This is a genomic window from Arthrobacter sp. LjRoot78, assembly GCF_964254335.1.
Classification (GTDB): domain Bacteria; phylum Actinomycetota; class Actinomycetes; order Actinomycetales; family Micrococcaceae; genus Arthrobacter.
In genome coordinates this window covers 2,701,796-2,721,847 of the sequence record NZ_CAXUTG020000001.1, presented here as the reverse complement: position 1 = coordinate 2,721,847, position 20,052 = coordinate 2,701,796, and the positions used below count along the sequence as shown (strand labels likewise).

The 20,052-nt window shown below is 65.5% G+C and carries 22 protein-coding genes and 1 riboswitch; of the genes, 19 read left to right on the top strand and 3 right to left on the bottom strand.

Translation table 11 applies throughout. The features are described 5' to 3' along the window. Nucleotides 1–75 precede the first annotated feature (75 nt). Both ffh and ACSQ1X_RS12670 read left to right on the top strand, forming a co-directional pair. Nucleotides 76–1,668 carry a signal recognition particle protein gene (ffh, locus tag ACSQ1X_RS12675; RefSeq protein ID WP_055795946.1) on the top strand — a complete coding sequence of 531 codons (1,593 nt, stop codon included), beginning with the start codon at nucleotides 76–78 and terminating at the stop codon, nucleotides 1,666–1,668. 95 nt (nucleotides 1,669–1,763) lie between these two features. Then, entirely contained in the window at nucleotides 1,764–2,498 is a 735-nt protein-coding gene (locus tag ACSQ1X_RS12670; RefSeq protein WP_436057919.1) for an alpha/beta fold hydrolase, read from the top strand. Here the strand turns inward: ACSQ1X_RS12670 and thiC are convergent. After that, nucleotides 2,467–4,353, bottom strand: coding sequence for a phosphomethylpyrimidine synthase ThiC (thiC, locus tag ACSQ1X_RS12665; protein WP_436057918.1), 1,887 nt, complete (start codon nucleotides 4,351–4,353; stop codon nucleotides 2,467–2,469). The two genes, ACSQ1X_RS12670 and thiC, sit on opposite strands and share 32 nt — an antisense overlap. Further along, nucleotides 4,348–4,455, bottom strand: a riboswitch (TPP riboswitch). (Overlaps the previous gene by 6 nt.) Nucleotides 4,456–4,539: 84 nt before the next feature. On the opposite strand from thiC, the gene ACSQ1X_RS12660 reads away from it, so the two are divergent. The 17 genes from ACSQ1X_RS12660 to ACSQ1X_RS12580 all read left to right on the top strand — a co-directional run bounded on the left by ACSQ1X_RS12660 (nucleotide 4,540) and on the right by ACSQ1X_RS12580 (nucleotide 18,214). Next, nucleotides 4,540–5,628: an amidohydrolase family protein gene (locus ACSQ1X_RS12660; RefSeq protein ID WP_436057917.1), complete on the top strand. Its 1,089-nt coding sequence runs from the start codon at nucleotides 4,540–4,542 to the stop codon at nucleotides 5,626–5,628. Nucleotides 5,629–5,707: 79 nt separating this feature from the next. After that, nucleotides 5,708–6,580 carry a VOC family protein gene (locus ACSQ1X_RS12655; RefSeq protein ID WP_436057916.1) on the top strand — a complete coding sequence of 291 codons (873 nt, stop codon included), beginning with the start codon at nucleotides 5,708–5,710 and terminating at the stop codon, nucleotides 6,578–6,580. A gap of 112 nt (nucleotides 6,581–6,692) precedes the next feature. Next, a complete protein-coding gene (locus ACSQ1X_RS12650) occupies nucleotides 6,693–7,130 on the top strand; it encodes a hypothetical protein (RefSeq protein WP_200939265.1) in 438 nt (145 codons plus the stop codon). Nucleotides 7,131–7,314: 184 nt separating this feature from the next. Then, nucleotides 7,315–7,737, top strand: a complete 423-nt coding sequence (rpsP, locus tag ACSQ1X_RS12645) for a 30S ribosomal protein S16 (protein WP_028271661.1) — start codon at nucleotides 7,315–7,317, stop codon at nucleotides 7,735–7,737. Nucleotide 7,738: 1 nt separating this feature from the next. Continuing rightward, on the top strand, nucleotides 7,739–7,981 hold the full coding sequence (locus tag ACSQ1X_RS12640; protein WP_011692324.1) for an RNA-binding protein: 243 nt from the start codon (nucleotides 7,739–7,741) through the stop codon (nucleotides 7,979–7,981). Nucleotides 7,982–8,148: 167 nt separating this feature from the next. Continuing rightward, nucleotides 8,149–8,724, top strand: a complete 576-nt coding sequence (gene rimM, locus ACSQ1X_RS12635; RefSeq protein ID WP_055795931.1) for a ribosome maturation factor RimM — start codon at nucleotides 8,149–8,151, stop codon at nucleotides 8,722–8,724. Continuing rightward, on the top strand, nucleotides 8,725–9,549 hold the full coding sequence (gene trmD / locus ACSQ1X_RS12630) for a tRNA (guanosine(37)-N1)-methyltransferase TrmD (protein WP_436057915.1): 825 nt from the start codon (nucleotides 8,725–8,727) through the stop codon (nucleotides 9,547–9,549). Nucleotides 9,550–9,805: 256 nt separating this feature from the next. Then, nucleotides 9,806–10,165, top strand: a complete 360-nt coding sequence (gene rplS, locus ACSQ1X_RS12625; RefSeq protein WP_055795923.1) for a 50S ribosomal protein L19 — start codon at nucleotides 9,806–9,808, stop codon at nucleotides 10,163–10,165. Between the two features lie 84 nt (nucleotides 10,166–10,249). After that, on the top strand, nucleotides 10,250–10,927 hold the full coding sequence (gene lepB / locus ACSQ1X_RS12620) for a signal peptidase I (protein WP_436057914.1): 678 nt from the start codon (nucleotides 10,250–10,252) through the stop codon (nucleotides 10,925–10,927). After that, nucleotides 10,928–11,833 carry a signal peptidase I gene (lepB, locus tag ACSQ1X_RS12615; RefSeq protein WP_436057913.1) on the top strand — a complete coding sequence of 302 codons (906 nt, stop codon included), beginning with the start codon at nucleotides 10,928–10,930 and terminating at the stop codon, nucleotides 11,831–11,833. Continuing rightward, entirely contained in the window at nucleotides 11,834–12,499 is a 666-nt protein-coding gene (locus ACSQ1X_RS12610) for a ribonuclease HII (RefSeq protein WP_436057912.1), read from the top strand. A 55-nt stretch (nucleotides 12,500–12,554) separates the two neighbouring features. Then, nucleotides 12,555–12,881, top strand: coding sequence for a DUF2469 domain-containing protein (locus ACSQ1X_RS12605; RefSeq protein ID WP_003806068.1), 327 nt, complete (start codon nucleotides 12,555–12,557; stop codon nucleotides 12,879–12,881). A gap of 512 nt (nucleotides 12,882–13,393) precedes the next feature. Beyond that, on the top strand, nucleotides 13,394–13,750 hold the full coding sequence (locus ACSQ1X_RS12600) for a YraN family protein (RefSeq protein ID WP_055795913.1): 357 nt from the start codon (nucleotides 13,394–13,396) through the stop codon (nucleotides 13,748–13,750). Next, complete coding sequence (locus tag ACSQ1X_RS12595; protein ID WP_436057911.1) at nucleotides 13,751–15,295, top strand: YifB family Mg chelatase-like AAA ATPase; 1,545 nt, start codon at nucleotides 13,751–13,753, stop codon at nucleotides 15,293–15,295. Nucleotides 15,296–15,305: 10 nt separating this feature from the next. Beyond that, nucleotides 15,306–16,490 (top strand): DNA-processing protein DprA, encoded by a 1,185-nt coding sequence (dprA, locus tag ACSQ1X_RS12590; protein ID WP_436057910.1) that lies wholly within the window; start codon nucleotides 15,306–15,308, stop codon nucleotides 16,488–16,490. Nucleotides 16,491–16,537: 47 nt separating this feature from the next. Beyond that, the gene (locus tag ACSQ1X_RS12585; protein WP_436057909.1) at nucleotides 16,538–17,464 is read left to right on the top strand and encodes a tyrosine recombinase XerC; all 927 of its coding nucleotides are present in this window, start codon (nucleotides 16,538–16,540) and stop codon (nucleotides 17,462–17,464) included. 246 nt (nucleotides 17,465–17,710) lie between these two features. Next, the gene (locus ACSQ1X_RS12580) at nucleotides 17,711–18,214 is read left to right on the top strand and encodes a DUF3145 domain-containing protein (RefSeq protein ID WP_011692312.1); all 504 of its coding nucleotides are present in this window, start codon (nucleotides 17,711–17,713) and stop codon (nucleotides 18,212–18,214) included. An 84-nt stretch (nucleotides 18,215–18,298) separates the two neighbouring features. Here the strand turns inward: ACSQ1X_RS12580 and fabF are convergent, their stop codons facing one another. Both fabF and ACSQ1X_RS12570 read right to left on the bottom strand, forming a co-directional pair. After that, a complete protein-coding gene (gene fabF / locus ACSQ1X_RS12575; protein WP_436057908.1) occupies nucleotides 18,299–19,537 on the bottom strand; it encodes a beta-ketoacyl-ACP synthase II in 1,239 nt (412 codons plus the stop codon). Nucleotides 19,538–19,695: 158 nt separating this feature from the next. After that, entirely contained in the window at nucleotides 19,696–19,941 is a 246-nt protein-coding gene (locus tag ACSQ1X_RS12570; protein ID WP_028271673.1) for an acyl carrier protein, read from the bottom strand. Between the last annotated feature and the right edge of the window lie 111 nt (nucleotides 19,942–20,052).

Genomic DNA, 20,052 nt, shown 5'->3' with positions numbered 1-20,052 from the left:
GGCCAACAACAGTCACGACTCTGGCGAGCCGCACCGGCCGCCAGCTGTAGATCCACTGAAAGAAGTGCACGGCGCGTGTTCAATTCACTCTCTGACCGGTTGACAGCAACCTTCAAGAATCTCCGCGGCAAGGGCCGCCTCACCGAGGCGGACGTTGACGCCACGGTCCGCGAGATCCGGCGGGCCCTCCTGGACGCCGACGTTGCTGTGCCAGTGGTCCGCGAGTTCACGGGCCGGGTGCGCGAGCGTTCCCTGGGTGCCGAGGTCTCCGGTGCGTTGAACCCCAGCCAGCAGATCGTCAAGATCGTCAACGAGGAACTCGTTGAGATCCTGGGCGGCGAGACCCGTCGGATCCGTCTGGCCAAGACCGGCCCCACCATCATCATGCTCGCGGGCCTTCAGGGCGCCGGCAAGACGACCCTCGCCGGCAAACTTTCCAAGTGGCTGAAGTCCCAGGGCCACAGCCCCATGCTGGTGGCCTGCGACCTCCAGCGGCCCAACGCCGTCACCCAGCTGCAGGTTGTCGGCCAGCGCGCCGGAGTTCCCGTCTTCGCCCCGCACCCGGGTGCCACGTCCACCGAACTGGACCATCCTGCGGGCGACCCCGTGGCGGTTGCCCGCGCTGGTGTCGAGGAAGCGCGCCAGAAGCTTCACGACGTCGTCATCGTTGACACCGCCGGACGACTCGGTGTGGACGCCGACATGATGGAGCAGGCGCGCCAGATCCGCCGCGCCATCGTGCCGAATGAAGTGCTCTTCGTCATCGACTCCATGATCGGCCAGGACGCCGTCAACACGGCGCTCGCCTTCGATGAGGGTGTCAACTTCACCGGCATCGTTCTCTCAAAGCTCGACGGCGACGCCCGCGGCGGTGCCGCCCTGTCCGTTGCGTCAGTCACCGGTAAGCCGGTCATGTTCGCCTCCACCGGCGAAGGCGTTGACGACTTTGAGCTGTTCCACCCGGACCGCATGGCGTCCCGCATCCTCGACATGGGCGACGTCCTCACCCTCATCGAGCAGGCGGAAAAGTCCTGGGACAAGGACGAAGCGGCGCGGATGGCGAAGAAGTTCGCCGACCAGGAAGACTTCACCCTCGACGACTTCCTCGCCCAAATGCAGCAGATCCGCAACATGGGTTCGATGAAGAAAATGCTCATGATGATGCCGGGCGCGCAGAATATCCGCCAGCAGCTGGAGCAGTTTGACGAGCGCGAAATTGACCGTGTGGAAGCGATCGTCCGTTCCATGACGCCGCACGAGCGCGTTGCCCCCAAGATCATCAACGGATCACGCCGGGCCCGCATCGCCAAGGGCTCAGGCATGCACGTGTCGGACGTCAACGGCCTGCTGGAGCGGTTTGCCCAGGCCCAGAAGATGATGAAGAAGATGGCAGCCGGCGGCGGAATGCCCGGCATGCCAGGGATGCCGGGCATGGGCGGCGGCGCAGGAGGTGCCCGCAAGGGCGCCAAGAATGCACCCAAGAAGAAGGCCAAGTCGGGAAACCCTGCCAAGGCCGCGCAGGAGCTTCGAGAAGCGGAGGCCCGGCGTGCCAACGCCGGCAAGGCACTTCCCACCGGCGCCGCCTTCGGCCAGCAGGGAGCGGATTTCGATCCGTCCCAGCTCAACCTGCCCAAGGGTTTCGATAAGTTCCTCGGCGGGAGCAAGTAGTTACCGGCCAGGCAGTTTTCCGCGCGGGCAACTTGATTGTCGGCGGGTTCAATGTCGCCCGCTGAATTATCCGGCCATTGCCATAGGGTTGGGGCATGTTTAAGCAGCGCGTAGTGTTCGTCCACGGTTCGGGGGCCTTCGGGTCCGCCGCGTGGCCCAAGCAGCACGGCATGGCACTGGCCTACGACGCTTTGTTCCTGCGCCGCTACGGCTTTGACCCGGTGGCGGAACCTCTTGAGTCGGACTTCCAGGCCGATGCCCGGATTGTGCTGGCCGCTTTGGCGGATGAAGGGCGTGGCGCTGCCGGCGGTCATGTCGTGGCCCATTCCCAGGGCGCCATTGCGGCGATGATGGCGGCCGTGGAGCGCCCGGACCTGGTGCACTCCCTCACCCTCGTGGAGCCCGCGTGCCTGTCGCTGACCGCCGAACTGCCCGCGACGGCGGCGCACCGGGCCCTGATGCAGCCCCTTTTTGATGTGCGGCACCAGTTGGGCGACGACGATTTCCAGCGGGAGTTCGTCCGGCGCGCATTTTCCGTTCACAGTGACGGCCCGGCCACACCGGAATCGCTCAACACCGCCCGCAGGCTCCGGCTGCAGGCGCCTCCGTGGGAGGCGCCGCTGCAGATCGTCCCGGGAGTCCCCACGCTCGTGCTCACCGGCGGCTGGGAGCCGCTGTACGAGGAGATTGCCGGGTACCTGCGCGAAACCGGTGCCCTGCACCGCGTTGCGGCGGGCGGGCACCGGCCTCAGGACTCCGTGGAGGGGGACCGGGTTATCCGGTCATTTATTGCAGAGGTCAGCCGGCGTCAGCACTCGCAGGCGTCTTAGCGGCGACTTCGCCCGCCGCTGCACTGTGCGAGCCAGGGAGTTCCTGGCGGGGAAGCTGCAGCTCCGGAAGGTAGACCTTGCCGCCGGCTGCCAGGAATTCGTTGCTCTTCTCGCGCATTCCGGCCGCCATCTCGGCCAGCGCTGCCTGGGCTTCGGCTGAACCGTATTCGTCCCGGATGTCCTGGCTGATGCGCATGGAGCAGAACTTGGGCCCGCACATTGAGCAGAAATGCGCAGTCTTCGCCGGTTCCGCAGGCAGCGTCTCGTCATGGAAGGCTTCAGCCGTGACAGGGTCCAGAGACAGGGAAAACTGGTCCCGCCACCGGAATTCGAACCGTGCCTTGGACAGGGCGTCGTCACGTTCATGTGCCCCCGGGTGGCCCTTGGCGAGGTCGGCGGCGTGGGCGGCGATCTTGTAGGTGATCACGCCGGTCTTCACGTCGTCCTTGTTCGGCAGCCCCAGGTGTTCCTTGGGTGTGACGTAACAGAGCATGGCCGTGCCGTAGCGGGCGATTTCCGTGGCGCCGATGGCGGAGGTGATGTGGTCATAGCCCGGAGCTATGTCCGTGACTAGCGGCCCCAGGGTGTAGAAGGGAGCTCCCTTGCAGAGTTCCTGCTGGCGCTCCACGTTTTCCCTGACAAGGTGGAACGGCACATGCCCCGGGCCTTCCACCATCACCTGGACATCGAATTCCCAGGCACGCTGCGTCAGCTCAGCCAAAGTATCCAGCTCGGCGAACTGGGCGGCGTCGTTCGCGTCCGCCGTCGCGCCGGGCCGCAGCCCGTCGCCGAGCGAGAACGCAACGTCGTACTTGGCGAAGATCTCGCACAGCTCGTCGAAGTGCGTGTAGAGGAAGTTCTCCTGGTGGTGGGCCAGGCACCACCCTGCCATGATGGATCCGCCGCGGGAGACGATGCCGGTGACGCGGTTGGCCGTCAGCGGAACGTAGCGCAGCAGGACTCCGGCGTGGATGGTCATGTAGTCCACACCCTGCTCGCACTGTTCGATCACCGTGTCGCGGAAAATTTCCCAGGTCAGTTTGTTGGCCTCGCCGTTGACCTTCTCCAGGGCCTGGTAGATGGGCACGGTGCCGATCGGCACCGGCGAGTTGCGGATGATCCATTCCCGGGTGGTGTGGATGTCGTCTCCGGTGGAAAGGTCCATCACCGTGTCGGCACCCCACTGGGTGGCCCACTGCAGCTTGTCGACCTCCTCGGCGATGGAGCTGGTAACAGCCGAGTTGCCGATGTTGGCGTTGATCTTCACAAGGAAGGCCTTGCCGATGATCATCGGCTCGGATTCCGGGTGGTTGATGTTGTTGGGGATGATGGCGCGGCCCGCGGCAACTTCGCTGCGCACCAGCTCAACATCGCAGTTTTCCCGCAGTGCGACGAACTGCATTTCGGGAGTCACCACGCCCTTCCTGGCGTAATGCATCTGCGTGACGGTCCGTCCCGCGACAGCGCGGCGGGGCACCGGCTGCGCGCCCTTCCACTCCGCGGAGGCAGCGCCTCGGCGCACGGCCGACTTCCCGTCGTCGAGGAGGTTCCGTTCCCTGCCGCTGTACGGCTCGGTGTCCGCCCTGGATTCAATCCACCGGGTCCTGAACGGTTCCAGTCCCACCACGGGATCGCTGCCGGGCCCCGCTGTCCGGTAGACCCGGAACGGCGGGTTTGCCGCGCCGCCCGGCGAGTCCTCCAAGGCAATCTCGGTCACCGGCACCCGGATCCCGGTGGCTTCGTCGGCGATGAAGGCCAGTGAATGGGACTTCAGGGACTGCGTTTCATGAGTGCCCGCCTGGCCGGCGGTGGATCCATTTTGGGCACGGGACAGCTGTGTTTCTGGTGTATTCACGGAATACTCACTTCCTTCGCCGGCATTACCCGGACAGGTTCAACGGTCGCAGGCCGCGTCAGCCCGATCTCAGCCCCTGCAGGGGCACCCGTGTGGTCGTAGACGAAGCTACCACAGGCCCGGGCAGCGTCCACGTCACACGACGTTCACATCCAACGACCGGAACCGGCGGTCTAGGCTTGAGGCATGCGTGGAATCATCGAATTCACCGGAACGGTGCTGACCGCTCCAGACCAGGAACGGGACGGCCTCTGGGCCGTGGACGGCAGGCTGACGTTCAGTCGGCCGGCGGGTCCGCCGGATGTGGTGCTGGATGGCTGGGTGCTTCCGGGCCTCGTGGACGCACACTGTCACATCGGTCTTGGACCTGACGGCGATGTGTCCGAGTCCATCGCCGAGGAGCAGGCCGTCACGGACCTGATGGCCGGCACGCTGCTGGTCCGCGACGCGGGAGCGGTACATGACACGCGCTGGATCCAGCAGCGTCCGGAGCTGCCGCGGATCATCCGGGCGGGACGCCACATTGCCAGGACCCGCCGCTATCTGCGGGGATTCGCCGTCGAAGTTGAGCCGGACGGACTGGTCGAGGCGGTGCGCAAGCAGGCGCTCGCGGGTGACGGCTGGGTCAAGATCGTGGGGGACTGGATCGACCGCGACGCCGGTGACCTTTCGGCGTCGTTCCCCGCCGCCGTGGTCCGGGATGCTGTCCGCGCCGCCCACGATGAAGGTGCCCGGGTGACGGCGCACTGTTTCGCCGAGGAGACGCTGGATGACATGCTCGACGCCGGCATCGACTGCATCGAACACGGCACCGGACTCCTGCCACGGCACATACCCCGCTTCGTGGAACAACGCGTCCCGATTGTTCCCACGCTGATCAATATTGCGACGTTCCCGGACATCGCGGCCCGGGCGGAAGCAAAGTTTCCGGTTTACGCAGCACACATGCGCGCCTTGTGGCAGCGGCGGAACGAGCGGATTGTGGAAGCTTTCGAGGCGGGCGTGCCGATCTACGCCGGGACAGACGCGGGCAGCGTCATCGGCCACGGCCGGATAGTGGATGAGATCCATGCGCTCCACACCGCCGGCCTGCCGGCGGCGACGGCGCTCGACGCGGCGTCGTGGGGCGCCCGGAAGTGGCTGGGAGCGGACGGTATCGCCGAGGGTGCCAGCGCCGACGTCGTACTGTGCGAACAGGACCCCAGGATCAATCCGGAAACGCTGCGGAACCTCACCTACATCATTCTTCGCGGTCGGCAGCTCCACCAGGAATAAATTGAAGGTTCAAGTAATTTAACTCTATGTAAGCGTCACCGGAGGACCGGAGGCGGAGTTTCGGGAGTTTGGAGTTGCCATGACCACAGAATCCAGCAAGGACCTGCTGCCGGCGGATCTCGCCATGGGCACGGTGATGCTCAAGGTGGGGGACATGAAGCTGATGACCGATTACTACCAGCGCGCGCTCGGGCTGGAGGTCGTGGCTGAGCAGGATGGCGGCGTGTACCTTGGCCGGCGCGGAACGCCCCTGGTCCATCTCGCACCCGCACCCGGGCTCAACCTTCCGGCCCGGGGTGAAGCCGGACTGTTCCACACGGCCCTGCTCTTCGGGGACAGGCCGGCGCTCGCTGCCACGGTGGCTTCAGCGGCCCGGTATGAGCCGCGGCTGTTCACCGGGAGCGCCGACCACCTCGTCAGCGAGGCTTTCTACTTCAGCGACCCCGAGGGCAACGGCATCGAGCTGTACTGGGACCGTCCCCGTAGCGACTGGTCCTGGGAGGGGACCAATGTGGTCATGGACAGCCTTGCCCTCCCGCCGCAGCGGTTCCTGCAGGAATTCCTGACCGAGGAAGCGGTAAGCGGGCAGCGTGAGGCGCATGCCGGCGTCGGGCACGTCCACCTTCAGGTGGGCGACGTCCAGTCGGCCCATGACTTCTACGTGGGCACCCTTGGTTTCGAGAAAACCGCCGGATGGCACGGGCAGGCCCTGTTCGTCTCCGCCGGCGGCTACCACCATCACATGGCAATGAACGTCTGGAACAGCCGCGGCGCAGGGCCCCGTAAGGACACCCTTGGCCTGGGCGAAGTCCTGATCGAAGTGCCGGGAACGGACGACGTCGGCGCGCTCGCCGACCGTTTGCGGGTTGCCGGTGCGGCGTCCCACCACACGGGAGCGGAGCTGCGTTTCGAGGATCCGTGGCGCAACCGGATCCGCGTCGCCGTCCGCTGAGGCGTCGCTGACCTGCGCGTCCTTCTGCGTTAGGCTGATTCCGGAAGTCCGGGGCAGCTGCGAAGGTGCCCGACGGGACCATTGCAGCGCCGACGGAATGAGGATGATTTCCATGGGTTTCACTGAAATCTTTGTTTCCACCCACGATGAGGCGCTCAAGCGCGCGGGGGCACTTGAGGGCGGCGGGCCCGCGGCTCCGGACTCGCTGCGGATTCCGGACATCAGCGATTTCGAGATTGAGCAGCTCGGCGACCTGGCAGGAGCGGCCGTGCACGCGGCTGGGGCGGACTATGAACTCGCCATGGTGGACGTGGCCAGCGATTCCCTCCTGGGCGTACCGGCTGCGATGGTCCGGGCGCTCGCGGAACTCCTCAGTTACGAGACCGAGGGCGAGGGCAACGTTCTGGAGGATGTTGCCGCCAGGTGGGCGGCCGAAGAGGACATGCCTTTCGGCTCCGACGAGGCCCTCGGCTATGTCCAGCGGCTTGCGCAGATGGCCGGCAGCGTGGACGCGAACGCCCGGACCGGCCTTTACGTCTGGTCCGCCTGACCGGGCCGCCGTGTGTCAAGTCGAAATCCCGGCGCTGATCTGGCACAATAGACAGGTACTTGATCTGCGTGGCCCCTCTCTCCGCGTCCGGATCTTGTCCTTTTAGAACCCCCTAGTACGGCCCGCCCCACGGGTGCAGAACGCCGGGCTCGACCCCGTTTCAGAAACAGGAGTGACCACAAAAGTGGCCGTAAAGATTCGCCTTAAGCGCTTCGGCAAGATGCGCGCACCGTACTACCGCATCGTTGTCATGGACGCACGCTCCAAGCGTGACGGCCGTGCGATCGAAGAGATCGGCAAGTACCACCCCACCGAAGAGCCCTCGTACATCGAGGTCGACACGGACCGTGCCCAGTACTGGCTCGGCGTCGGCGCACAGCCGTCCGAGCAGGTCGCCGCGATCCTCAAGATCACCGGTGACTGGCAGAAGTTCAAGGGTCTCCCCGGCCAGGAGGGCACCTTGAAGACCAAGGCTCCCAAGGCTGCCTTCGTTACCCCGGAAAAGGGTTCCGTGATCATCCCGGAAGCCATCACCAAGAAGGCCAAGAAGGACGAAGCAGCCGAAGCTTCCACCGAAGCTGAAGCAGAGACCACCGAGGCTGAGTAAATTGCTGGCAGAAGCGCTCGAACACCTTGTCCGCGGGATTGTTGACAGTCCTGAGGACGTCAAGGTCAGCGCCAAGAACAACCGCCGCGGGGACACCCTCGAGGTGCGAGTTCACCAGGATGACCTCGGACGGGTGATCGGTCGTCAGGGCCGCACGGCACGCGCACTGCGCACTGTCGTGGCGGCGCTGGCCGGCGGCGAACAGGTCAGGGTCGACGTCGTCGACACCGACCGCCGCCGGTAAACGCCCCGCACTATTTGTCTCAAGTCCGGCCCCTTCACCAGATTATGGTGGAGGGGCCGGACTGTTTTCAGGAAAACCCGGCGCGGCGGCGGGCGCGCGGTGGAACAAGTCGCAGCAACCGGCCGCAGTAAAACCAGTACAGAACGAATCCCGGAACAGAGGAACAGATGCAGCTTCAGGTGGCACGAATCGGCAAACCGCACGGCATCCGCGGCGAAGTGACCGTCCAGGTCCTGACCGATGCGCCGGAGGACCGCTTCGTTCCGGGCACGGAATTCGTGGTTGAGCCCGCCTCGGTCGGAACGCTGACCGTGGACAGCGCCCGCTGGAACAAAGACATCCTGCTGCTGGGATTTGAGGGCGTCGAGACCCGCAACCAGGCCGAGGCCCTGCGCGGCGCCAAACTGTTTATCGAGACGGAAGAGCTTGACGAAGACGACGACGAGGGGTGGTACGAGCACGAGCTCGTCGGCCTCGAGGTCCGCGTAGGCGGCACCGTTGTCGGTAAGGTCTCCGGGCTCCGCACCCTGCCGGTCCAGGACCTGATTATGGTGGAGGCGGCGGATGGCAAGGAGATCCTGATTCCGTTCGTCGAAGAGATCGTGCCCGAGGTCAACGTGGGGGAGAAGTACATCCTGGTCACCCCGCCGCCCGGACTGTTCGAGATCAACCTTGAGGATTCCGGGGACGATGAGCCGGGCACAACAGGGCAGGGCACAGCAGAGGCCGGGGACAACGCCTAAATGAGGATCGACGTCGTCAGCATCTTCCCGGAGTACCTCGCGCCCCTGGAACTATCCCTGATCGGGAAGGCCCGCCAGGACGGCCTGTTGGACCTGAACGTCCACGACCTCCGGGATTTCACCACGGACAAGCACAGGTCGGTGGACGACACTCCCTACGGCGGCGGCGCCGGCATGGTGATGAAGGCGGAACCATGGGCGCAGGCGCTCAGTTCGGTAGCCGCAGGGCGGGAAGATGCCACCGACCGGAAGCCGGTGCTGATCGTCCCGTCTCCGGCGGGGGAACGGTTCACCCAGGCTCTGGCGCACGAACTCGCCGAGGAGGACCAGCTGGTCTTCGCCTGCGGCCGGTATGAGGGCATCGACGAGCGGGTCATCGAGTGGGCGGAAGAGCACTTTACGGTCCGGCCCATGAGCCTGGGGGACTACGTACTCAATGGAGGCGAAGTGGCCGTCCTGGCCATGACCGAAGCCATCGTCCGGCTCCTTCCCGGCGTTGTCGGCAACCCGGAGTCCCTCATTGAAGAATCACACTCGGACGGCCTGCTGGAGTACCCCGTGTACACCAAGCCCTCCACCTGGCGGGACCGCGAAGTTCCGCCCGTCTTGTTGAGCGGCAACCACGGCAAGATTGCCCAGTGGCGCCGCCACGAGCAGTACCGCCGTACGGCGGAACGCCGCCCCGATCTGCTGGCGGAGTTCGACGCCGGCAAACTTCCCCGCGCGGACCGCACCGCGCTCGGGGACCTGGGATACGACGTCGTCGACGGTCACCTGAGGCTCCGCCCGGCCGATGGCGGGAACGGCACTCCGGCGGAAGGCTGACGCGGACTCTGCAGCCGCCTCGTCGCGGGCGGGACCGGATTAGCCGGAATCCTCCGGATGTGGCAAAATTAGTCCTTGTGCCTGCTGGGTGCGCACCTGCCACAGGGGGAGCGCCACCAACAGCCCGGCACCCCGGCGCCTTCAATCAGTGATGGGGCCGGATCAGAAAACTTTCGGCGGTGATTCCGGGCAAGTTCCCGGCTTGGCCGTCGTGACCCAAAGTGGATGACCTGTGGCGTTCACCAGGAGTGGATCAATGCATATCCTCGATACCGTAGATGCAGCCTCGCTGCGCACCGATGTTCCCGAGTTCCGCGCGGGTGACACCCTCAAGGTTCACGTGAACATCATCGAAGGCAAGAACTCCCGTGTCCAGGTATTCCAGGGCTTCGTCCTGGGCCGCCAGGGTGACGGCATCCGCGAAACCTTCACGGTCCGCAAGGTCTCCTTCGGTGTCGGCGTTGAGCGTACCTTCCCGGTACACTCCCCGATCATCGACAAGATCGAGGTCGTCACCAAGGGTGACGTCCGCCGCGCCAAGCTTTACTACATGCGCGCACTGCGCGGTAAGGCTGCGAAGATCAAGGAAAAGCGCGACTTCAGCACCGCCAAGTAAGTCCCCGGACTTCCACGGCGGGTCCAGAACCCGGATCCGGCCCGCGCCGGAGCTCTTCCGCAACAGCGCCACAGGATACGGATCATGGACCAGTCAGAACGCCAGCCCAGGAAACTGGGCTGGCGTTTTGCGTTCCTGGCCATCGCGCTGGCCCTGCTCATCAGCGGGCTTGTCCGCGGACTCTGGCTGGATGTCTACTACATCCCGTCCGCCTCCATGGAGCCGCTCTTCGGCGCAGGCGACAGGATCCTCGTTTCCCGCACTGACTTCCAGTCCGAGCCGGTCCGGCGCGGTGATGTGGTGGTCTTCGACGGCCGCGGGACGTTCGCCCCGCTCAACAGCGGCAACGGACCGCTGCAGGACGGCGCGGCGGCAGCCGGCCACTGGCTTGGCATCACGGGCAGTGATACAACCTACATAAAGCGGGTTATCGGGTTGCCCGGCGATCATGTTATCTGCTGCGATGACCGGCAGCGGCTCACAGTTAACGGTCAGGCGCTTGAGGAACCATACCTCTATGGCGGAGACGCTCCGAGCAAGCAGAAGTTCAGTGTGATCGTTCCGGCCGGACGGTTATGGTTGCTTGGAGACCACCGGTCCATGTCCGCAGACTCCCGAAGCCTGCTGGGCGCCCCGGGTGGCGGCATGGTGCCCCTGGACCGGATCATCGGCAGGCCGGTCCAGATTATCTGGCCACTCGACAGATTTGCGGCTGTACCCCGGCCCGCAGAAACCAGCACGACAACGAAGGACGGACAGTAGATGCCCGAGATTGACCCCCGGACTCCTGATCCGTTCAAGCGCGACCGTGCCGGCCGCGAACTCGCGGGGACTGCCACGGACAGGGATACAGCCTTTCCGGAGGAAGCTCCGGATACCGGCCTGCCTGCAGAAGCCGATGCGCCCGCTCACCGGACCGACAGCCGGACCGCCGGTTCGAGAGGCGCCCACTCGAAGTCGCGCCCGCCGAAGCCGGCGAAAGAAGGCAGGGCCCATGGCCCGGTGTACCTCTGGATCAAAGAGGTGCTCACGGTGGTGGCCATCGCCGTGGTGTTGTCCTTCCTGATCAAGACCTTCCTGTTCCGGGCGTTTTATATCCCGTCCGAATCGATGGTCAGCACGCTTGACGTAAACGACCGGATCTTCGTCAACCTGCTTGTTCCGGAGCCCTTTGCCCTCGAACGCGGCGACGTGGTGGTCTTCAAAGACACCAAGGGGTGGCTGGTGCCCACGCCGGAGAAGGCTGACGGACCCTTCACCTGGGTCCAGGACGGCCTGACGTTTGTGGGGCTCCTGCCCGACAATTCGGAGCAGCACCTGGTCAAGCGCGTCATCGGACTCCCCGGCGACCATGTGGTGTGCTGCGATGCGGGCGGCAAACTCACCATCAACGGCCAGGCCGTGGATGAAACGTACGTCAACCCCGCGGAGGTCCCGGACATCCGCAACTTCGATGTCGTCGTCCCGGACGGCAAGATCTGGGTCATGGGCGACAACCGGAACCACTCGGCCGATTCCCGGGCCCACCAGGAAAGCAACGGCGGCTTCATCGACATGCCGGACATCGAGGGCAAGGCGGCCGTGATCGCCTGGCCCCTCAACCGCCTGACAGGGCTGGGCAACTATCCCGATGTGTTCCGGAACGTACCCGCACCGGCTGGAAAATAAATGTCCCTTGCACCGACCCTCGACTACGAGCACCGCTTCCTGAGCTCTGGTGCCCGGCTGCTGGCCGGCATCGACGAAGTAGGGCGCGGCGCCATTGCAGGACCCGTGACCGTCGGAATCGCCGTCGTGGACCTGACCCGGCCGGTGCTGCTCGACGACGTCCGCGACAGCAAGCTCCTGAAAGAAGCCGACCGGGAGCGGCTGGAGCCCCTGGTGCGGAACTGGAGCGTCGCGTCGGCGGTCGGCCACGCCTCTGCCGCCGAGATCGACGCAATGGGCATCATCGCGGCCCTGCGGACGGCCGGGACGCGGGCCTGGCTCCAGATCCTGGCGGCCGGCATCACCCCCGACGTGGTGCTGCTCGACGGAAGCCACAACTGGCTCTCACCGGAAACGCAGGCATCTCTCTTCGACGACGCACCGGCCGGGCCCGGCTGCGACGCGCCGGTCCACACCCTTGTCAAGGCGGACATGCAGTGCCTGAGCGTGGCCGCTGCCAGCATCCTGGCCAAGGTGGAGCGGGACCAGCTGATGCGTTCGCTGCACGATGAGTACCCATCCTTCGGCTGGAACGAAAACAAAGGCTACGGGACGGCGTCCCACAAGGAGGCCCTCAAAGCCACCGGGCCAACCCCCTATCACCGGGTCAGCTGGCAGATTCTCTGACCCTGGATCTCCGACCTTGGCCGCGGGGCCGCGCGGAATGGTGCAAGATGGAACCATGAGTGCCGAGGATCTTGAGAACTATGAAACCGATATGGAGCTGCAGCTCTACCGCGAATACCGTGACGTCGTCGGGCTGTTCAGCTACGTAGTCGAGACCGAGCGGCGTTTCTATCTCGCCAACCACGTGGACCTGCAGGCGCGCAGCGCCGACGGCGAAGTCTATTTCGACCTCACCCTCCAGGACGCCTGGGTGTGGGACGTCTACCGCTCGGCCCGGTTCGTCAAGAGTGTGCGGGTGATCACCTTCAAGGACGTCAACGTCGAAGAGTTGCCCCGCAACGAGGAACTCGCCCTTCCCAAGGACGTGGACCTGGGCAACTGACCGCAGCGGCTGACGCACGGGTAGCCGGGCCGGGCGCCTGAAGCGGGTAGGCGACCACCGTATCAGCGGGTTGCACTACCTGTTTTTTGCCCGGGGTCTGGCATCCAGGCCGTCCTTGGCGCGAGACTACTGTAAGGGATTGATTCGTAGTTCTGTTCCGACGGCTTACCGCAGTGCGGGGGGTTCCGCGTCGTTCAGACAAATACTGGCGGTGCTTGAATCGAGCACCGCAGGCTCGTACTGGCACCGCCTACCAGGCTGAAATCAGAGAAGATCTCACCGTGAAAATACTCTGCTGGTTCCTAGGGCACATCTGGAGCAGCCATGCCGGATTCTATGATGAGCGGCCACACCAGTCTGCCCACTGCATGAGATGCGGAACCCGCGCCTAGCGCCTCGCGCAACGCTGCAACATCTCCTCCACAGGACTCTTTTGACCGGGTTTCCCACATAGCTCCCTCCGCCGGTTTGCCGGCCTCCGCCTCTCCAGCAGGCTGATGGCGGAGGTAACAATGAGAGCCAAAGACTTGCTTGGCCGGCGCGGCGAAGAATTAGCGGCCGGATATCTGGAATCACAGGGCATGCGGATCGTGGACCGCAACTGGCGCTGTCCCGAAGGTGAAATCGACATCGTCGCCCTGGACGGCGACTCGCTTGTCATCGCCGAAGTGAAGACGCGTAAATCCCTCGCCTACGGTCATCCCTTCGAAGCCGTCGGTGTTGCCAAACTGGCGCGGCTGCACCGGCTCGCGTCGGCATGGTGCCGCGACCACGAACTCCGCATGCCTTTCCGGCGCGTCGACGTCGTTTCAGTCCTTGACGACGGCGCCGGCCAGCCGCGTGTGGAGCACCTCAAAGGGGTGGGGTAGGTGGCCCTGGGCAGGACCTACTCAGTGGCGCTTGTGGGACTCAACGGGTACATCGTCGAGGTCGAAGCCGACATCGGCCAGACCCTCCCGGCCTTCGTCATACTCGGCCTTCCGGACGCCTCACTTAACGAAGCCAAGGAACGCATCCGGTCCGCCGCGCAAAACTCGGGCATCCCGTTGAGCCGCAGAAAGATCACCGCGAACCTTATCCCGGCCTCGCTGCCCAAACGGGGTTCCGGCTTTGACCTGGCCATCACCATGGCCGTCCTTCGCGCCGCGAATGACATCCGCTCCACAGAGCGGACAGTGTTTATCGCCGAACTGAGCCTCGATGGCAGGCTCAGGCCGGTCCGGGGAATCCTCCCGGCCGTCATGGCCGCCGTGCAGGCCGGGTATGCGGACATTGTGGTGGCGCACGCAAATGCGGCTGAGGCTGAACTCGTGCCGGGGGCCAGGGTCCGCGGGTACAGGACACTGGCCCGGCTCGCATGTGACTTCGGGGCGGATCCGCAGGAGCTTGCCCTGGATTTCGAACCCGACGACGAAGATTCCTCCGACGCCGCCGCCTCCGGGGCCGGGATGGCGCCGGATATGTGCGACGTCTCCGGGCAAGGTGATGCCAGGAGGGCGCTTGAAGTTGCTGCCGCCGGTGCCCACCATCTGCTCCTGTCCGGTCCGCCGGGGGCCGGGAAGACAATGTTGGCTGAACGGCTTCCGGGCCTGCTGCCGGATTTGGCTGACAACGAGGCCATGGAGGTGACCGCCATCCACTCCCTGTGTGCGTTGCCGACTGCCGCCGTGCAGCTCCTTCGCCGGCCGCCGTTTGAGAATCCGCACCACAGCGCCACAGCCGCCGCCATCATCGGGGGTGGCTCGGGGTTGCCGCGGCCGGGAGCGGCGTCCAGGGCGCACCGTGGCGTACTGTTCCTTGACGAGGCTCCGGAATACGAGCGGCGGGTCCTTGACGCGCTCAGGCAACCCTTAGAGAGCGGCGAACTGGTGATCCACCGGTCTGCGGGCACCGCCGCCTATCCGGCAAGGTTCCAGCTTGTGCTTGCTGCCAACCCCTGCCCTTGCGGTAAGGCTTCGGGCAAAGGGCTCGACTGCACCTGTACGCCGATGATGAGGCGCCGGTACCTGGCACGGATGTCCGGGCCTCTGCTGGACCGGGTGGACATCCAGCTTCAGGTGGAACGGGTTTCGCTTGCGGACTTCGGCCGGACGGGCGCGGAGGAAGACACTCCTGCAATCGCCGCCCGGGTCCGTGGCGCCCGGGAGCGTCAGCTGCTGAGACTTCGCCCCCTGGGGCTGGAAACCAACTCACAAGTGCCTGGCCGCGTGCTTCGCGGGGCATTGCGCCTCTCGTCACCAACCACGCGAATCCTGGACCACTCGCTCGAACGCGGCGTCCTCACCGCCCGCGGATACGACCGCGTTCTGCGCCTCGCGTGGACGCTGGCGGACCTGGCCGGCCGCGACACCCCGGACCACGACGATATCGGGCAGGCGCTGGGACTCCGGCAAGCTGCCTCGGCTGCGGCCTGAAAGGAAAACGATGACTGACACTGAACGCATAGCGCGGGCCGCCCTGTCGCGTCTGATGGAGCCCCAGGACGCCGTGGGCCTGGCGCTCGTGAGGACCGCCGGTGCCGTGGATGCGCTTCGAATCGCCACCGGACAGCTGGCAACCGGTCCCGAGCTTGAGCAGGCCATGACAGCGCTGCTGGCAGAGAACGGCACCAGCAGCTGGCCCGGAATGAACGCCTCGCTCAGGCGCTGGGCCCCCCGGATACCGGACCTTGCTCCGGAGCGGGACCTCGCCACCATGCACCGGCTGGGCGGCCGCATGATCATGCCGTCCGACGCCCTATGGCCCAGGCAGTTGACCGACCTGGACCTTCATGAACCCATCTGCCTCTGGTGGCGCGGGGTGGAACAGCCCCTGCCCGCGGCTTCCAGGTCCATTGCGCTTGTCGGGTCCCGCGACAGCACCAGCTACGGTGCAGCCGTCACCGGCGACCTCGCCTATTCGCTGGCCCAACGGGGCTTCACCATCGTCTCCGGCGGGGCTTACGGGATTGATGCCCACGCTCACAGGGCTGCGTTGGCGGGTACCGGCGACACCATGCCCACCATCGCCGTGATGGCCGGGGGAGTAGACCGCTTCTATCCATCCGGCAACGAGGACCTGCTCAGGGCCGTCGCAAACCAGGGTGCTGTCCTGGCTGAAGTCCCGCCCGGATCCGCTCCCACCCGGTACCGTTTCCTGCAACGGAACCGCCTCATCGCCGCGCTGTCCTCAGTCACTGTGGTGGTGGAGGCCCGCTGGCGCTCCGGTGCACTGAACACTGCCCATCATGCCGAAAACCTGGGCCGCGCCGTCGGCGCCGTCCCCGGATCCGTGCACAGCGCCAATTCCGCAGGCTGCCACCGGCTGATTCGCGAGGGGGGAGCCGTGTGCGTTACTGATGCCGGGGAAATTGCCGAACTTGCCTCTCCCAGTGGTGAGTCGCTGGCCAACCTTGGCCCGGGACAGCCCGCCGACCATGATGGCCTCACGCTGGAGGACCTCATCCTGCTCGACGCACTACCGCTGCGGACCACCAGTTCTGTCGAAAAGCTGACTTCAGTTGCCGGGTTAAGTGCTGATTCCGTCAGGGCGGGGCTGGGCAGGCTGGGGTTGTTGGGGCTCGCTGAATCCGAACGAGGCGGTTGGAAGCGTTCCCGCAAGGCGTGTTGAGTCACGTGGTTCGTTGCGTGGCCGCCAAATGATGGGAAAGTGGGAGCGTGGACACCCCTGATCTTCCCGCAGCCCTCGCTGGCGCCGCACACGGCTTCGGCCGCTACCTCGAAAATGAACGCGCCAGGTCGCCCCACACCGTTCGCGCCTACCTGTCGGACGTCCACAGCCTGCTGTCGGCCGCCGCAGCCGACGGCGCCACCGACCTCGACGGGATCGAACTAGCAACGCTGCGGCGCTGGCTCGGCACGCAGAGTGAGGCCGGCGTGTCCCGTTCCACACTTGCGCGGCGGGCAGCCACCGCACGGTCCTTCACCGCCTGGGCTGTCCGTGAGGAGCTCCTCGAGGCCGACCCGGCGCTTCGCCTGAAGGCGCCGAAGCGGGAAAAGTCCTTGCCCGGCGTTCTGCACCAGCAGCAGGTTGTCCGTGTCATGGACGGGCTGAAGGCTGCTGCTGAAGACGGCGGAGTCCTCGCCCTTCGAGACCGCGCCATGGTGGAGTTGCTCTACGCCACCGGTGTCCGGGTGGGGGAGTTGGCAGGGATGGACGTTGACGATCTCGACCCCGACCGCCGGACGCTGAGGGTGGTCGGCAAGGGCAACAAGGAGCGGACGGTGCCGTACGGGCTCCCGGCTGCGGTCGCTGTCGACGACTGGCTGCGACGCGGACGGCCACTGCTGGCAGCCGAGGGGAGCGGTCCGGCACTCTTCCTGGGGGTCCGGGGCCGCAGGGTGGACCAGCGGCAGGTTCGTGTGGTGGTGAAGGACCTTCTTGACGCGCTGGGCGACACCGCTGCCACCGGTCCGCACGCACTCCGGCACTCTGCCGCCACCCATTTGCTGGACGGCGGAGCCGATCTCAGGGCCGTGCAGGAGATCCTCGGCCACAGCAGCCTGGCCACCACGCAGATCTACACCCACGTCTCGGTTGACCGGCTCCGGCGAAGCTACCAGCAGGCGCACCCGCGCGCGTGACATTTCCAGACCGCTTCCGGCGCGCCGAATTGCACTGGCGTAATTAGGCGGGGTACGGCACAATAAGAGTCATGCCCGGCAACTCTCAAGTCAGGCTTGAAGCTCGCCCTCAAGCAGTTTCAGGCATCAGCCGGCACTAATTTCATAGCTTTGCAGGGACCACGGCAGCATGCGGACCCGGCGCGGCAGACACACATCCAGGCAGAGGTCGTTGGGGAAGACGTACCTACAGCTATGGAGGATGGAATGTCTGTTGCAATGACCCGCGGTGTCTTGTTCGTTCACTCGGCCCCGACCGCCCTGTGCCCCCACGTTGAGTGGGCCATTGGGTCTGTCGTGGACAAGCGGACGGACCTTGAGTGGACTGCTCAGCCTGCTGCGCCCGGAATGTTCCGTTCGGAACTGTCCTGGACCGGCAGCCCGGGCACCGGCGCGCTGCTGGCGTCCGCCCTGCGCGGCTGGGCGCACCTTCGCTATGAGGTCACTGAAGAGCCCAGCCAAGGCGTAGACGGCGGACGGTGGTCGCACACTCCCGAGCTGGGAATCTTCCACGCCGTCACCGACGTGCATGGTAACATCATGGTCTCCGAAGACCGCATCCGCTACGCCTACGAATCCGGTGCCGGCGACCCGTCCGCCGTCTACCACGAGCTGTCACTTGCCCTCGGCGAAGCCTGGGACGAAGAGCTCGAGCCGTTCAGGCACGCTGCCGAGGGCGCACCCGTGCGCTGGCTGCACCAGGTGGGCTAACCGGCCGCCGTTTTGCCACAACCTCCATAACGCAAGAGGCCCCCGCCGGACGGCGGGGGCCTCTTGCTATTGCTAGCGCGGACGTTAGATGCTGCGGACCGCAATCACGGCATTGTGGCCGCCGAACCCGAACGAGTTGCTCAGTGCCACGATGTTGCCGGAGGGCAGGTCGCGGGCAGTCTTGGTGACGACGTCGAGCGGGATCTCCGGGTCTTGGTTTTCCAGGTTGATGGTCACCGGCGCCTTGCGTTCGTAGATGGCCAGCACGGTCAGCACGGCCTCTACCGCACCTGAGGCACCCAGCAGGTGGCCCATCTGTGACTTCGTCGCGGAGACCGCAACATTGTCGACATGCGCGCCAAGGGCGGCACGAAGGGCAGTGTATTCCGGCTTGTCACCCACGGGCGTGGACGTCGCGTGGGCGTTGACGTGGACCACTTCCTCAGGCTGGATCCTGCCGTCGAACATGGCCGCCTTCAGGGCACGGGTGGCTCCCAGGCCCTGCGGGTCCGGGGCGGTGATGTGATAGGCGTCTGCCGTCACGGACGTTCCGGCGAGCTCGCCGTATATCCGGGCTCCGCGGGCCAGGGCATGTTCCTCGGCCTCGATGACCAGGGCGCCGGCGCCTTCACCCATGACGAAGCCGTCGCGGTCCGTGTCATAGGGGCGCGATGCGTGCTCGGGATCGTCGTTGCGGCGGGAAAGAGCCTGCATCGAGGCGAACGCGGCAATGGGCATGGGGTGGATCGCCGCTTCGGCGCCACCGCAGACCACGACGTCCGCCTTACCGGAACGGATCAGGTCCAGGCCGAGGTGCAGGGCTTCGGTGCCTGACGCGCAGGCGGACACCGGAGTATGTGCTCCTGCACGGGCGCCAAGGTCGAGGCTTACCGCTGCTGCCACGCCATTGGGCATCAGCATGGGCACGGTCATCGGCAGGACACGGCGCGGGCCTTTTTCGCGCAGCGTGTCCCACGCGTCCAGCAGGGTCCATACGCCGCCGATACCCGTGGCGAAAGCCACAGCCAGACGGTCGTGGTCCACTTCGGTAATGCCGGAGTCGGCCCAGGCTTCGCGGGCAGCGACAACGCCGAACTGCGTGGACGGATCCATGCGCTTGGCTTCCACGCGGCTCAGGACGTCCAGGGCGGGAGTGGAGGCGCGTGCTGCGAAGTGGACGGGCAGTTCATACTTCGCTACCCAGTCGTCCTCGAGCGTGCGTGCGCCGGAGACGCCCTTCAGCGCGTTATTCCACATTGTGGGGACATCGCCGCCAATGGGCGTGGTGGCACCCAGACCGGTAATGACTACTTTGCGTGCCATGGGATCACTCTCTATCGGTGCGCATGCCGAGTCCGGGAAATGCCTGGCCGGGGATGCGTGGGGAAAACTTGGGGTCATTCAGCGGTGTCCGGTCCGGAACGCTGGATCAGCGCCCCGGACCGAATACCGGATTCGGCCGTTGCCGGCAGGAGCCAGGACTAGGCCTGTGCGTCGGCGATGAAGCTGACAGCGTCACCGACGGTCTTGAGGTTCTTGACCTCTTCGTCCGGGATGCGCACGCCGAACTTTTCCTCAGCGTTGACCACGATGGTCATCATGGAGATGGAGTCGATGTCCAGGTCCTCGGTGAAGGACTTGTCCAGCTCGACGGCTTCGGTGGCGAGGCCGGTTTCTTCGTTGACGATTTCAGCCAGGCCGGCCAGGATCTCTTCGTTGCTAGCCATTGATGGCTCCTTTTCTTGTTGTTGCCGGCAGGTGCTGCCGGAAATGATTCAAACCGCGGTTACGGCTTGGTTCGCGAATCCGTGCTTTTCAGAACGTATTCAGTTGTGGGT

Coding starts and splice junctions, on each gene's coding strand:
- trmD (WP_436057915.1), top strand. CDS start 8,725: ATGAGGATCGACGTCGTCAGCATCTTCCCGGAGTACCTCGCGCCCCTG.
- ACSQ1X_RS12600 (WP_055795913.1), top strand. CDS start 13,394: ATGAGAGCCAAAGACTTGCTTGGCCGGCGCGGCGAAGAATTAGCGGCC.
- ACSQ1X_RS12610 (WP_436057912.1), top strand. CDS start 11,834: ATGTCCCTTGCACCGACCCTCGACTACGAGCACCGCTTCCTGAGCTCT.
- ACSQ1X_RS12580 (WP_011692312.1), top strand. CDS start 17,711: ATGTCTGTTGCAATGACCCGCGGTGTCTTGTTCGTTCACTCGGCCCCG.
- ACSQ1X_RS12660 (WP_436057917.1), top strand. CDS start 4,540: ATGCGTGGAATCATCGAATTCACCGGAACGGTGCTGACCGCTCCAGAC.
- dprA (WP_436057910.1), top strand. CDS start 15,306: ATGACTGACACTGAACGCATAGCGCGGGCCGCCCTGTCGCGTCTGATG.
- ACSQ1X_RS12570 (WP_028271673.1), bottom strand. CDS start 19,941: ATGGCTAGCAACGAAGAGATCCTGGCCGGCCTGGCTGAAATCGTCAAC.
- lepB (WP_436057913.1), top strand. CDS start 10,928: ATGCCCGAGATTGACCCCCGGACTCCTGATCCGTTCAAGCGCGACCGT.
- ACSQ1X_RS12655 (WP_436057916.1), top strand. CDS start 5,708: ATGACCACAGAATCCAGCAAGGACCTGCTGCCGGCGGATCTCGCCATG.
- ACSQ1X_RS12650 (WP_200939265.1), top strand. CDS start 6,693: ATGGGTTTCACTGAAATCTTTGTTTCCACCCACGATGAGGCGCTCAAG.
- rplS (WP_055795923.1), top strand. CDS start 9,806: ATGCATATCCTCGATACCGTAGATGCAGCCTCGCTGCGCACCGATGTT.
- rimM (WP_055795931.1), top strand. CDS start 8,149: ATGCAGCTTCAGGTGGCACGAATCGGCAAACCGCACGGCATCCGCGGC.
- ACSQ1X_RS12605 (WP_003806068.1), top strand. CDS start 12,555: ATGAGTGCCGAGGATCTTGAGAACTATGAAACCGATATGGAGCTGCAG.
- fabF (WP_436057908.1), bottom strand. CDS start 19,537: ATGGCACGCAAAGTAGTCATTACCGGTCTGGGTGCCACCACGCCCATT.
- lepB (WP_436057914.1), top strand. CDS start 10,250: ATGGACCAGTCAGAACGCCAGCCCAGGAAACTGGGCTGGCGTTTTGCG.
- ACSQ1X_RS12670 (WP_436057919.1), top strand. CDS start 1,764: ATGTTTAAGCAGCGCGTAGTGTTCGTCCACGGTTCGGGGGCCTTCGGG.